The organism is Leptolyngbya sp. FACHB-541, from assembly GCF_014695875.1.
Taxonomy (GTDB): domain Bacteria; phylum Cyanobacteriota; class Cyanobacteriia; order Elainellales; family Elainellaceae; genus JAAUTN01.
On sequence record NZ_JACJPC010000041.1, the window covers coordinates 20,673 to 33,883 of the forward strand.

Below are 13,211 nucleotides of genomic sequence, written 5' to 3' on the forward strand. Positions count from 1 at the left end.
GCCCAAATTCATTCTGTACTACCCAATACAGCGCTTCGTTCAATGCAGAAAATTACCTTTGAGCTAGACGTGTACTCCTTTCACATTGATTTTTTAGGTCATGTGAACAACACGGTTTACACCCAGTGGATGGAAATTGGGCGAACAAAGCTGCTAGAAGCGATCGGAATGCCCCTTCACACCATCTTTCAGCAAGGATTTGCACCAGTGTTGGTGCAGACAAATATTACCTATAAGTCACCATTGCTATTAGGCGATCGCGTCCACGTTGAGCTGTGGCTTTCTGAACTGCGAAATGCTTCTGCGGTGATGCAGATTTACTTCTTTAATCAACACCAAACATTAGCGGCTGAAGGACAGCAAAAAGGATTATTTGTCGATCGCCAAACCATGCGACCTAGAAGGCTTCAGCCAGAAGAACGGGCTTTATTTCTGCCTTATCTCATAGAGCAATAAAAAAGGGGCGCGATGCACCCCTTTCTAAGGTTCATATCCAATCATCTAACCGAGATTAAATCAGAGGATTTTGGATAAGATTTTAATCTTCCGTAAGGGCGAACGGCCGTTCGCCCCTACCAAGACATCGCTTATTTCTACACGTGAATCGCTTCTTGAATTGGAGTCGGTGACTTCACTTGAGCTAACAATTCATGTAGCTCCGTACCCTCAATCACTTCAGTGTCGAGCAGCTTGGAGGTGATCGCCTCCAACAGTTCCCGATTCTGATTCAAAACATCGAGTGCGTGCTGGTGAGCATTCTCCACAATTTCCTTCACCTCACGGTCAATCGCTTCGGCGGTTTGCTCACTCATTGCGCGACGAGGATTCGGCGCACCGTTATCCAAAAACATTCCCTGCTGACGCTCATAGGCAAGTGGCCCTAACACCTTACTCATGCCGTAGGTCATCACCATCCGCTCTGCCAGGTCGGTAGCGCGTTGCAGGTCATTCGATGCACCTGTGGTGATGCTGCCAAAGATAGTTTCTTCCGCCGAGCGTCCGCCCAGCATGGTGGCAATTTGTCCACGCAACTCTGCCTCATCCATTAAGAAGCGGTCTTCGGTCGGCAGTTGCAGGGTATAACCCAGAGCAGCCATGCCGCGTGGCACAATCGAGATCTTTTCAACCCGACCGCTTCCGGGCATGAGTGCGCCGACGAGGGCGTGACCCACTTCGTGATAAGCCACGATCTTCTTCTCTTTTTCGTTGAGCACGCGGCTCTTCTTCTCTAGACCCGCAACAACTCGCTCGATCGCTTCAGCAAAGTCTTCTTGAGCAACGGTTTCACTGCCGCGACGGGCTGCTAATAGAGCCGCTTCGTTTACCAGGTTGGCTAGGTCGGCTCCAGCAAAACCGGGAGTACGAGTGGCGATCGCTTTCAAATCAATATCCGGTCCCAATTTCACTTTTTGAGAATGGATGTTGAGAATTTCTTGCCGTCCTGATAGGTCGGGGCGATCAACTAATACTTGGCGGTCAAACCGTCCGGGACGGAGCAGCGCTGGGTCAAGCGTTTCGGGGCGGTTGGTAGCTGCTAGCACGATCACCGTTGCATCGCCTGCCGCAAAGCCATCCATCTCGGTCAACAACTGGTTGAGCGTTTGCTCTCGCTCATCATTGCCGCCATAAAAACCACCTGAGTTACGAGACTTACCAATCGCATCCAACTCATCAATAAACACGATGCAAGGAGCTTGCTTTTTCGCCTGCTCAAACAGGTCACGCACCCGTGAAGAACCTACTCCAACAAACAGTTCCACGAACTCAGAACCAGAGATACTGAAGAAAGGAACGCCTGCCTCTCCGGCAACCGCTTTGGCTAACAGCGTCTTACCTGTACCAGGAGGTCCAACGAGTAGCACGCCTTTGGGAATGCGGGCTCCGATTTGGGTGTAGCGCTTGGGTGTTTTAAGGAAGTCAACGATTTCAACCAGTTCGGTTTTTGCTTCCTCAACGCCTGCCACATCCGCAAACGTGATCTTGTCAGACTCACCTTCTACATATACTTTTGCTTTACTCTTACCAATCGAGAGTGCACCCTGCGGGCCACCGCCGCCTCGGTTGAGAAAGAATTGCCAGATTCCTACAAAAATCAGCGGCGGAATTACCCAACCTAAAATGCTGGTAAACCAACTGTTTCGAGGGGGTGGCGTAGCGGCAAATTCAACGCCTTTTGCCTCTAACAGCTTAGGCAACTCTAGGTCAAAAATGGGTGTGGTAGACAACACCTGTCCGGGCTGATCAGCATCTGTTTTCAGCTGATAGCGAATCTCATTTTGCCCCACCGAAGCGCGAGCAACTTCCTGATCCTGCACCTGATGAATGAATAGGCTGTAGGGTACTTGGGGAACGCGCGGGCCAAACAAGCTAGGGAAAAAGATGTTGACCAGCAAAAATACCCCTGACAGCAGCAGGAGAATGTTGCCAATTTGGCGAGAACGAGGAGGCTGAGATTGGTCTTTTTTAATGGGCATATAAATCTAGTTGCTCCTTTTTATGCTCTTTTCTTAAAGAGCTTGGATGGAAAGAAGGCGATCGCAAGTTTTCTAACACTTGCATCACACCTAACTTCACATAACTCAATCATTCTAAGATGAATGCCTAGGCAGCAGGCTAGACGCGTATGGGCGGATTTCCGGCTATCCAGGTTCTAAGCCGGAAGATACATTTTGTCAGAATGCACCGCACGCACGATTAGGTGAGTGGCGATAAAAACCACTACCCGAACGAAACCCACCTTCGCAAGTTCCACTCTTCAATTCTGCGTATGTAAGCTTTGCTGCGATCGCCACGAAGGTTCTTCCTAGGACGAGTTCCAACGCATTCTTACAGGACTGTGACCAAAGGGTTGCCCTCAGAAGCAATATACGAGGTGAGGTGATTGACAATTTCCTTAGAGTACACCGCTTAAGAATTAAGCCGTCTCCATCCAGTCAAAGATCTTATCTAGCTGTTCCAGAGTGATTAATCCGTACTGCCACAAAACCATTGGCAAGAAACTCACGCCCTGGTCGTGGTGACGCAGACCCACAGCGATCGCATCAGCAGGAACTGCCAGGTCTTCACGCAGAAAATTGATGAGCCGAGTCTGATGTGATGAGTCCATCGCTTGTTAATCGTCCTTTTGTATAAAAGAAATGTAACAAAGTTTGTTAATTTATGTGAACGCTTCTCAGCTTGTATTCTCAGGATTATAGCGGCAAGGCTGAAGAATTTGGAATCTGACTTTAGTCCAGGGGCGATCGCTGATTACTGGCAGTTACAGGGCAAACGGCTACCTAGTTAGAGCAATGCCAGCAAAATAGTTTCCCTATTCAATGCCAAGACTATAATCAAAGCGTCTTTCTTAAGAATGAGAATTAAATGAGAAATTAAACCCAGTCAAAATCCGTTCTGCTCTTAAATTCGGTAGTGTACATCACTATATAGCAGCAGATTTAAATTTCATTTTCTTTGCGTTAAGGCTTACAAAACCGCTACAAAGCTAAGCCGATCTCAAACTTTGGTCGCTTCGCCATCTATGCCCATAGGAGAGTTTTCCATTCTTAAAATCTCGTTACGTTGTTGTTCAGGTGAAAACACCGATGACGAATTTGACGAATTTGAGTAACTCTTTTATGACATTTACCAACATCCAGAACAACCAGAAGGAAGCTGTGCAAGCATTCCAAGGTTTTAATGTAGACGAGCAGCTTGCCCTTCTCTGGTATCTTTACAAAGACATTGGCAACCAGATTTCGCCAGAGCCCAATGACAACTCAACGGGTGCTGCGATTGCCGGAAGCTGGTTTAACCAAGTTAAGGAAGCTTCTAAGGAAGAACAGCTTCAAATTCAGCGGGACATTGCTTCTCGCAAAGACACTGATCTTAGCCGCCAGTATGGGGCTCTAGATTCCAGCACCAAGCTGTTTTTCTGGTACGCACTGGCACAAGGCATGGACGAAGGTTCCGTCATTCAAGTGCCTTCTGACTACAATCTGCCTGAACAGCCACAAAGCTTCCTAGAGCAACTGAAGCCGCTCAGCCTGGAGGACAAAATCACTTTTGCGAAGAGTGTTGTGTTGCCCATGGGTAGTGGTTCACCCCAAAGCACCCAAATTTAAGAGAAAGGTGCGCTAGCAGTAGGGTAAGCACCCCTTTGCTTTACCCATCTAATCTCACTAAACTCCTGTAACGGGCAAAGATAATTGCCCTTCGTCCATCCCGTTTTTGAGGCGATCACCCTTTTTATATAGGCGATCGCCTCAATTCTTAAAAGGCAACTCTAAAGGAAATTTAACTGTAAAGGTAGAGCCAACATCTGGCTGAGAGACAACTTCAAGTTGACCGGACAACAGTTTGACCAATCGGGAAACGATCGCCAGTCCTAACCCAGTACTATCTGGAACCTTTTCCCGATCGCCCAAGCTGCCCTGAAAATAGGGCTCGAAAATTCGCTTTTGGTCTTCGGGGCTAATCCCAATGCCGCTGTCTGTAATGGCGATCGCCCACATCTGGTCTGAAACCATCTCACAAGTTAACTGCACCGATCCCTTCGCGTCGGTGTAGCGAATGGCGTTACTCAATAAATTAGTGGTAATTTGCTGAAGCCTTAGTGGATCGGTTACTACTTGGGTGGGAGCGCGATCGCAGTCCACCTGTAGCTGTAAGTTTTTGGCATTAGCCAGGGTTTCAACCATTTCCACCACCGACCGAATTAAAGGCTGCACCGCAATCTCAGTCACCTGAAGCTGCATTTGTCCAGCTTCGTAGCGCGAAATTTCTAACGCATCATTAATCAGACGCAAAAGCTGCCGTCCTCCCGTAAGGACACGCTCAATACTTTCTAGATTAGGAACCGCATCTCGCAATCCAGGGTTCTGGCGATGTTGACGCAGAAACAAATCAGAGTAGCCGATGATTGAAGTCAGAGGAGTTTTTAGCTCGTGGGCAAGATGAGACAAGTTCGTTTTGCTAGCTCGAACCAGTCGCGTCAGTTCCTGATTGGTTAACCGAAGCTCATTTTGCAACTGCTCTAATTCTTGCAGTCGTCCTTGCGTGTAGCTATCAAAGCAGCGGGCGATCGCTTCATCAATCACCATGTCAATCAGTCGTACTGCCCGCAGCATTTCTTTAGGTGAACCTTGCAACAAATCTGTTTCTAGCGTTGAGAATAGAATCGATCGCAAAAGTCGATATTCGCGCGCGATTTCTGACGGTTCAAATCCTTGCGCTGCCCTCACTACCCCGTGTTCTAGACTTGCATCAACCAGCGTTTGTACATCACTCACCTCAGACTGAGATAGCATCGTTGCCATTGCTTCCAGCACTCTAGGAAGACTATCTCGCACTGCCTTGTGAGTTAGCTCACGGGTTGTTTCAATCTGCTCATCCTGATAAACCGCTTTGATCCAGTCTTCTATGATGCCATCAATTTTTGGGGTGAGCAGTTTGCCGAAATCTGTCATTAGGTTAAATGTCAAGTAACCCTTTAACTGTTAGTGCAGATTATCAAACTAAACTACTATCCAGGGTGTGAATTTTATGAGTTGAGGGTGCTTATTATTGAGGTTTGTTATTTTTCAATTGTGGAGAATTGCTAATCCAAAATGAACAACTCATGACCATTGCAATGAGTAAATTGACTCATTCAAGCTTATTAATTACCCTTAAGTCTCTAATTTTTTGGATGAAATTGCTTAAAAAGTGCCCAAATCTATATAAATTAAAGGTTTTACCGTTCCATATCGCTCAACTTGACCTTAGAATAAAGCATTGAAAATTCGAGTCTGCGGGAGTTTCAGCGGTTTTGCCTCAACTTTCCACTCGATTTTCTACTCTAGATCTCAATTTGAGTTCTGGAATACCTTATCTACTCAGCTCATAGCTCCAAGGAGATTCCCATGAACAAGGGCGAATTAGTTGATTCCGTGGCTGAAAAAGCCAATGTAACCAAAAAACAAGCCGATGCCGTTTTGACTGCTGCCATCGATTCCATCATGGAAGCGGTTTCTAAGGGTGAAAAGGTAACGCTGGTTGGTTTTGGTTCATTTGAACCACGTGAACGCAAAGCCCGTGAGGGTCGCAATCCCAAAACAGGCGAGGCGATGGAAATTCCAGCGACGAAAGTGCCTGCTTTTTCTGCTGGCAAGCTGTTTAAAGAGAAGGTCGCTCCCCCAAAATAGAACCGTTCCTGCGAGGGCTTCTCGCAACCATGTCCGTGCAAAAATATCCGTGCAGGTATCTTCAGTGCGACCTCGACATGGGGGAAATTTAACTTGGGCAGCATCGCTGGCAGGTTGTTCCCCCTCTATGATTCTCGATTTTTCTGCAAGTATTAATCCGCTGGGACCTCCTCACTCAGCGATCGCCGCCATACATAATCATTTAGGCGATCTGCGAAACTATCCCGACCCCAATTATCAAGAGTTGCGACAGGCGTTGAGTCAGTTTCATCGCCTGTCGCCTGATTGGATTTTGCCGGGAAATGGCTCTGCGGAGTTGCTCACCTGGGCAAGCCGCGAGCTAGCAGAACTGGATGCAACCTACCTCCTCACTCCAGCGTTTGGAGATTACCTCCGATCGCTTAAAGCCTTTAATACGAAAATTGTTCGCTGTCCACTAAACCTGGATACCTCATCAGCAACGACCTTTGTAGAAGTTTCCGTAGAAGCTTCTGCAAAGGTCGTTTCGTCATTTCAGCCTCAAGTTTTACCTCAAATTTTGTTAGATTTGCCCTCTCAGCCAGCCCAAATGGGTCTGCTGTTAAACAATCCACACAATCCAACAGGTCGGCTATTTTCAAGCAAAGAGATTTTGCCCTATTTAGAACAGTTTGCGCTGGTGGTTGTGGACGAAGCATTCATGGATTTTCTGCCACCTGACCAGCAGCAAAGCCTGATCGAATGGGTGTCAGATTATCCTAACCTGGTCATTTTGCGATCGCTCACTAAGTTTTACAGCTTGCCAGGGCTGCGAATTGGTTATGCGATCGCCCACCCCGATCGCCTCCAGCGCTGGCAACAGTGGCGCGATCCCTGGTCGGTTAACACCCTAGCGGCGGCCGCCGCAGTTGCCGTTTTGCAAGATACTACCTTTCAGCAGCAAACCTGGGACTGGTTGGCAGAAGCGCGATCGCAGCTCTTTCAAGGGCTCTCAGACCTGACTGGTTTGTCTCCGCTTGTAGGTGCAGCAAATTATTTACTGGTGCAATCCGACCATTCCGTCATGCAGCTTCAGCAACAACTGCTAGAGCAAAGCCGCATCCTGATTCGAGACTGTATGAGTTTCCCCGAGTTGGGCGATCGCTACTTCCGCGTCGCTGTCCGCACGCTACCCGAAAACCAACAACTGTTAAAAGCGCTGAAGTAGGTTGGGTGAAGCAAAGCGGAACCCAACACAACCTTCTATTGTTGACTTATATCTTTGGGTTTCGTACCCTCAACCCAACCTACCTGTGAGACCCTAGCCCCAGTTTCCTCTTGTCTATGCCTCCCGATTACAACCTGGTTATCATCGGCGGAACTGCGGCTGCGCGTTATGCTGCCCTAACTGCAAGTCGCCTCAAAGCTCGTGTCGCCCTAGTAGAACCTGAATTCTTAGGAAATCAAATCCTGCGCCATCAAACCCTAGTCCATGTTGGGCGAGTTGCTCAGCAGATGCGTCACGTTGAACAGTGGGGACTACCTGGAGGAAATTTCGACGCACCCGTGCAGTGGTCAGCCTCACTTCAGTGGGCGCAGTGGGTGACAGAGGTGCAGGACGAAGGAGAGCGATCGCTTCCCATTCTGGCGGCTTCTGGCGTAGATGTGATTGTAGGTACGGGGGAGTTTATCCGTCGTCCACACTTAGCGTTTGGGGTAAATGGGCGATCGCTGCGATCGCGCACCTATCTGATTGCAACAGCCTCTCGTCCTACAATCCCCAAAATTGATGGACTAGCTACCGCCCAACCCTGTACTCTAGAGACTTTTTGGCTTACCCCTCCGCCATCGCCTGCACATATTGTGATTCTGGGTGGCACACCCAGCGGACTGGAGTTGGCTCAAACCCTGGTGCGGTTTGGCTATCAGGTGACACTGATCGTCAAAACCTTATTGCCCCACGAAGACACTGAGGTTGCCCACCTGATGCAAGTTCACCTGGAGTCAGAAGGCGTGCAAATTCTCAGTCAAACTCAGGTGACTCAGGTAAAGCAACTGGATGATAAGAAATGGGTGCAGGCAGGCGATCGCGCCCTCGAAGCCGACGAAATCATAGTTGCGACCCAACAACCCCAACTCGATTCACTTAATCTAGAAGCTGCTGGGGTGAAGTTTACGGCAAAAGGAATTCCAGTTAACAACAGACTGCAAACATCGAATTCCCGCATTTACGCCTGTGGTGAAGCGTTGGGTGGCTACCCCTTTCCACATTTAGAACAGTATGAAGCGGCGATCGCCCTCAAAAATGCACTCTTCTTTCCTTCCACCAAAACAGACTACCGAACCATTCCCTGGGCAATCTTCACTGACCCCGAACTGGCACGAGTGGGACTAACCGAAGCGCAAGTGATTCAACAGTTTGGGGACCAGTTTGATAAGAATGTGATCGTGCTGCGACAGACTTTCAAAACGTTAGCAAAGGCTCAGATTTGTGGTGCAACAACAGGCTTCTGCAAACTGATTGTGCATCGCAATGGCAGAATTTTAGGCGCACATCTGATTGGCGCAAACGTAAGTGAAATTGTCGGGGCGATCGCCCTCGCCATTCGCCAAAACCTGCACATTAAAGCGCTAGCAACCCTGCCGACAATTTCTCCAACCTGGTCAGAGATCGTGCAGCAGACCGCGATGGAATGGGAAAGGAAGTGGGGCGATCGCCACCCCTTCCAACAAAACCTGTTAGAAAGCTGGTTCAACTTTCGTCGTTAAACTCTTGCCAGCGTCACCATTTCCGACTGATCCTGATACTTACCTCGGCGCGTCTCGTAGCTGACCTCACAGGGTTCTCCCTCCAAAAATAGGAGTTGCACAATTCCCTCATTCGCATAGATCCGACAGTCTGCACTAGAGGAGTTAGAAAACTCTAACGTCAAATGTCCGCGCCATGCCGCCTCTGCAGGAGTTAGGTTCGCAATGATGCCACAGCGCGCATAGGTACTCTTGCCAATGCAAACGACCGTAATGTTGTCAGGAATTTGCAGCCGTTCTAGCGCCACTCCTAACCCGTAAGAATGGGCAGGTAGAATAAAAAATTCGCCACTGGAGTCAGTGTGCAGTCGAGCGGGTTCTAAATTATCGGGATTGAAATGCTTGGGATCGACAACCGTACCGGGAATGTGGCGGAAAATGCGAAACTCTGTCGGGGACAAGCGGATGTCATAACCGTAGGAAGAAAGCCCATAGCTAATCACCGGACGCATTGCCGTTGATTCTAAACTGATGCCTCGAATTAGACTTGGCTCGAATGGGGCAATCATGCCCTGAGCTGCCATTTGAGCAATCCAGGTGTCATTCTTAATCATGATTTTTTAGGAATAGAGAATAATTAGGAGCAACTTTGAATTGTGTTTAGGGGCGATCGCTTCGCCTTAACTCGGTAATCTGGTCAGCTACATTTCGGATGGATTCAGACACTTCTGGTCCGGTCAAAATTACGTCTACATGACACGGACGATTTTCCAAAAACGCTAAAACTTCCGTTTCTGGGATCAGCCCAAAATTGATCGCCAAACTTAATTCATCCAGCACCACCAGCGAGTATTTGCCCTCTGCAACAACACTCTGGGTGTGGCGCCAAAGGTCAAGCAAAGCTAGCATTTCAGTGTCTTCAATCTCAGCGGTGTCAATGCAGCGAGGCAAATCACAGCGCAGCCAGTCTAGGTTTTGCCCCAGCTTTACCGGATGCTCATGCCCCTGTCCAATGCCGCCTTTGAGAAACTGCACTACCAAGACAGTTCTTCCCTGACCGGCAATGCCTAATGCTTGCGCCATCACGTTTGTGAAGAAACTGCGGTAGGGAGATGTAAAAACTTGAATCAATCCCCCAATGGTGTAGGAATGGCGATTAGAACCAGTAGCTTGGGTTTCGAGTTGGGAAACCATAGGAAATCACTCTAGCGAATCGGGTTTTGACGGGTCGTAAAGCGTTGGTTGGTACTGGATTAGTACAAGGATACGTTACTCAGAAGCATACGGCTTTTGCCTGAATAAATCCAGATAGAAAAAACAAAATGTAGCGTCATCTCCCTGATTTTTCCCTTTATCAAACACTACAGATGTACAGTCGTCAACTGATCAAGAGCTACTTGCTGAATGTGATTAGAATGTTGTTTGAGAAGCAAAACTCCCTAAGGGCGTAGCATTCGGCAGACAATCTTTGGAATAGAGCAAGCATTATTGCCCGAATGCTATGCCCCTACACGACCCTATCTCTTCGCCTAACTCTCAACCCCAATCCCCAAAACGCTGTATCCTTCTGAGGAGAAGAGGCACATATGAGGCAATCAGAATGGTTTGGCAGCGTCCTGATGGTCGGCAACCTGACCAACTGCGTCCAGTTCGGTTTGAGCGACAGTTTACTCGCTTTGCGGCTGGTTCAGTTTTAACGCACTGTGGTGATACTCAAGTGCTGTGTACGGTAACGGTTCAACCTGGGGTGCCCAAATTCCTACAAGGAACGGGGCAGGGATGGCTTACCGCAGAATATCGAATGCTGCCGGGAGCCACGCCGCAGCGCCAGGAGCGAGAGTTTATGAAACTGTCGGGGCGAACGCAGGAAATTCAGCGCTTGATCGGGCGCAGTCTGCGATCGGCGATTGATATGAAGGCATTGGGTGAACGCACGCTGATTGTGGATGCTGATGTGTTACAGGCGGATGCCGGGACGCGCACAACTGCAATTACGGGTGGCTATGTAGCGGTGAGTGATGCGTTGCAAAAATTGATAGAACGGGGAGAATTGGAGCGATCGCCCCTGCATCATCAGATTGCCGCTGTTTCCATTGGTCTAATTGAAGAGGCTCCTCTCCTAGACCTCAACTACCCCGAAGATGTCGCCGCAACTGTTGATTTTAATGTTGTTTTAAATCAAGATCTGAGCCTGATCGAGTTACAGGGAACCGCAGAAGAAGGTAGCTTTACTCGCGTTCAGCTTAACCAGATGATGGACTTAGCCGAAAAAGGCATTCAGGAACTGTTGGAGTTACAGCGTCAGGCACTTCAATAAGCTCACTAGATGGGAGGTTCGGGTGGAGCGTTTTCAGGATTGTTGGGGGCGATCGCCTGTCCATCTTGGGATGCAACGGCTTCCGCAGAGGCAGCATTTCCTGGAGCAGCATCTTTTGCAGAAGAATCTGTAAAGGGGAAATCTCTCTCAACGGGGTCTACAAGCGGCAAGGTCGCTAACCCTTCTGTCACTCCCACTGATATCCACTGGGGTTTCTTATCCCATTTGTCTAAAACGTCTTTAATTAATACTTCCTCAATCCAGGTTTTGGCCACAACCGTTAGCGGTAAAGCTAGTAACAGCCCCAAAAAGCCAAAGAAGTTAGCAAAGAAAATTTGAGCAACCAGGGTACCAGCAGGCAGAAGTGAGATTTGTTGCGCCATTACAGTAGGAGTGAGCCAGTAGCTCTCAATTTGCTGAATCACCAGGTAAAGAATGAGTACAGCAACAGCCTTCCAGGGTGCATCGAGCAGAGCGATTGTCAGCGGAAAAACCACGCTCAGCGTTGGGCCAATATTGGGAATGAAGTTTAACAATCCTGCTAGCAGAGCATGAGCCAGCACCAGTTGAATTTGCAGTATCCAAAGTCCGACACCGCTGAGTGTGGCAATAAACAGGGAGTTGATTAAGATTCCAGCCAACCAGTTGCCTAGCGAAACTTCGCATTTCACCAATATTTCGTCTGCTCGTCGTCGATAAAATGATGGAAAAAGCTGCAAGAAAGCCTGACGATAGGAGGTGGGGTCTGCCAAAAACATGATCGTCAGAACGATCACCAGCAAAAATTGCAGTACTGCCGTGAGGGAATTTGAGAAGAATGCAAAGAAGTTTTCGAGCAGATTCCTGAATAGCGGTTGCAGTTCTCGGGTCAGGTTAGAGGGCGTGGGTAGCTCCAATTCTGGCAGCCAGGTGGGTTGCTGATTAACCAGGTATTCTACCCATTCCAACACTTCGGCAAAGGCTCTAGGCAGCAACTCTACTAATCGCAAAAACTGGTTGAGGAAGGGCGGCACAATGAGAACAATAAACAGGATGTTGACTAACAACAACAACCCTAATGTCAGTGGCACTGCGGCACTGCGGCGCATTCCGGCTCTTTGAAATCGCTGTACCAGGCTGTTAAGTGCAGTTGCCAGCACAACCGCCGTAAACACCAGCAGTAGTATTTGACGGATTTGCCAGAGAATCACCAGGGCGATCGCCAAACACAGAAAGCCAAGCCACTGACCCAATTTCACAGAGCTAGCTCCTAAAAACTGAAATTACACTCATCCCAAATCAGCAACACCTGTTTCTGCTTGATTCTCGGAATCTTTTTTGGATTGATTCTCGATAGTCTGCTGTTTTTGCTGAATTGCTTGCCGAAATCCTAGCAGAACCAACACATTTGAGAGTGTCAGGAAAACTTCTGCCCCACCATGCAAAAAATCCACATTTGCTAGAGATTCCCCATAGGCAACTTGAGCATAGATGCCAATAGGAATAGTCACTGCAACAAACACAAGCGTCATATAAAACCCAATTAGGGCAAGGCGAGGCGTTTGACCGGAACGGGTCAAAAACCAGAGGAAGCCAAGGTAAGGAAAGAGGGAGAGGGCGAAGAGGGTTTCTTTGGAAGGCATGAGAGGGATGTGGGGGATTAGGGGTTATGGGCTAGGGGTCGCTTTAGAGGTTATTTGTCTTTTGTTTGAAGAGGCGGTTCCTGCGGAGTTGTGCGGAGCGCTAATCGCCAAATCCACCAGGCAGCAAGGCAGAGTGTGATGTTGCCCACAACGGTCATGGCGGCTTGCAAAGTGACTAGCCATTCTAGCTCAGGCGCATTGTCAAACAAGTGCCAGGTGCAGGCACACATGGCGCTGACTAACGCAGGCAGCATTCCAAATGACAAAGCCCGCCACGCCTGATTTTGCGTGACTTCTGCATACGTCCAGATCAGCCAGATTGCGGCGATCCATTCAATCACACTTGAGATGTGAATAATCCAGGTGGGGATAGAGAGAGCGTGCATATTAGGGTTGAGAGGC

Annotated in this window: 14 protein-coding genes; 6 read left to right on the forward strand and 8 right to left on the reverse strand. The window is 48.6% G+C overall.

Annotated elements, in window-relative coordinates:
* Window positions 1-42 precede the first annotated feature (42 nt).
* On the forward strand, window positions 43-456 hold the full coding sequence (locus H6G00_RS06660; protein ID WP_190796140.1) for a thioesterase family protein: 414 nt from the start codon (window positions 43-45) through the stop codon (window positions 454-456).
* A gap of 137 nt (window positions 457-593) precedes the next feature.
* Here H6G00_RS06660 and ftsH4 read toward each other — a convergent pair whose 3' ends face one another.
* A complete protein-coding gene (gene ftsH4 / locus H6G00_RS06665) occupies window positions 594-2,474 on the reverse strand; it encodes an ATP-dependent zinc metalloprotease FtsH4 (protein ID WP_190796141.1) in 1,881 nt (626 codons plus the stop codon).
* Between the two features lie 440 nt (window positions 2,475-2,914).
* The gene (locus tag H6G00_RS06670; protein ID WP_190679668.1) at window positions 2,915-3,106 is read right to left on the reverse strand and encodes a DUF2949 domain-containing protein; all 192 of its coding nucleotides are present in this window, start codon (window positions 3,104-3,106) and stop codon (window positions 2,915-2,917) included.
* A 511-nt stretch (window positions 3,107-3,617) separates the two neighbouring features.
* Between H6G00_RS06670 and H6G00_RS06675 the strand changes: the two genes are divergently transcribed.
* Complete coding sequence (locus H6G00_RS06675) at window positions 3,618-4,103, forward strand: orange carotenoid protein N-terminal domain-containing protein (protein WP_190796142.1); 486 nt, start codon at window positions 3,618-3,620, stop codon at window positions 4,101-4,103.
* 141 nt (window positions 4,104-4,244) lie between these two features.
* Here H6G00_RS06675 and H6G00_RS06680 read toward each other — a convergent pair whose 3' ends face one another.
* On the reverse strand, window positions 4,245-5,447 hold the full coding sequence (locus tag H6G00_RS06680; RefSeq protein ID WP_190796143.1) for a HAMP domain-containing sensor histidine kinase: 1,203 nt from the start codon (window positions 5,445-5,447) through the stop codon (window positions 4,245-4,247).
* Between the two features lie 435 nt (window positions 5,448-5,882).
* On the opposite strand from H6G00_RS06680, the gene H6G00_RS06685 reads away from it, so the two are divergent.
* The 3 genes from H6G00_RS06685 to H6G00_RS06695 all read left to right on the forward strand — a co-directional run bounded on the left by H6G00_RS06685 (window position 5,883) and on the right by H6G00_RS06695 (window position 8,891).
* Window positions 5,883-6,164 carry an HU family DNA-binding protein gene (locus H6G00_RS06685; protein WP_190646669.1) on the forward strand — a complete coding sequence of 94 codons (282 nt, stop codon included), beginning with the start codon at window positions 5,883-5,885 and terminating at the stop codon, window positions 6,162-6,164.
* A gap of 64 nt (window positions 6,165-6,228) precedes the next feature.
* Window positions 6,229-7,350 (forward strand): threonine-phosphate decarboxylase CobD, encoded by a 1,122-nt coding sequence (cobD, locus tag H6G00_RS06690; protein WP_190796144.1) that lies wholly within the window; start codon window positions 6,229-6,231, stop codon window positions 7,348-7,350.
* Window positions 7,351-7,466: 116 nt separating this feature from the next.
* Window positions 7,467-8,891 (forward strand): NAD(P)/FAD-dependent oxidoreductase, encoded by a 1,425-nt coding sequence (locus H6G00_RS06695; RefSeq protein WP_190796145.1) that lies wholly within the window; start codon window positions 7,467-7,469, stop codon window positions 8,889-8,891.
* Here H6G00_RS06695 and dcd read toward each other — a convergent pair.
* Together dcd and H6G00_RS06705 are read right to left on the reverse strand one after the other, a co-directional pair.
* Window positions 8,888-9,484, reverse strand: coding sequence for a dCTP deaminase (gene dcd / locus H6G00_RS06700; protein WP_190796146.1), 597 nt, complete (start codon window positions 9,482-9,484; stop codon window positions 8,888-8,890). The two genes, H6G00_RS06695 and dcd, sit on opposite strands and share 4 nt — an antisense overlap.
* A 46-nt stretch (window positions 9,485-9,530) precedes the next feature.
* The gene (locus H6G00_RS06705; protein ID WP_190646673.1) at window positions 9,531-10,064 is read right to left on the reverse strand and encodes a P-loop NTPase family protein; all 534 of its coding nucleotides are present in this window, start codon (window positions 10,062-10,064) and stop codon (window positions 9,531-9,533) included.
* 406 nt (window positions 10,065-10,470) lie between these two features.
* Here H6G00_RS06705 and rph point away from each other — a divergent pair, with 406 nt between their 5' ends.
* Window positions 10,471-11,187, forward strand: coding sequence for a ribonuclease PH (rph, locus tag H6G00_RS06710; protein ID WP_190796147.1), 717 nt, complete (start codon window positions 10,471-10,473; stop codon window positions 11,185-11,187).
* A 5-nt stretch (window positions 11,188-11,192) separates the two neighbouring features.
* On the opposite strand, the gene H6G00_RS06715 is transcribed toward rph, so the two are convergent.
* From H6G00_RS06715 to H6G00_RS06725, 3 genes are read right to left on the reverse strand one after another with little or no spacing between them, the layout of a single operon-like run.
* Entirely contained in the window at window positions 11,193-12,425 is a 1,233-nt protein-coding gene (locus H6G00_RS06715; protein ID WP_190796148.1) for an AI-2E family transporter, read from the reverse strand.
* Window positions 12,426-12,455: 30 nt separating this feature from the next.
* Window positions 12,456-12,809 (reverse strand): DUF3593 domain-containing protein, encoded by a 354-nt coding sequence (locus tag H6G00_RS06720; protein WP_190796149.1) that lies wholly within the window; start codon window positions 12,807-12,809, stop codon window positions 12,456-12,458.
* Between the two features lie 50 nt (window positions 12,810-12,859).
* Window positions 12,860-13,195 (reverse strand): DUF2499 domain-containing protein, encoded by a 336-nt coding sequence (locus tag H6G00_RS06725; protein WP_190796150.1) that lies wholly within the window; start codon window positions 13,193-13,195, stop codon window positions 12,860-12,862.
* Window positions 13,196-13,211: the final 16 nt, after the last annotated feature.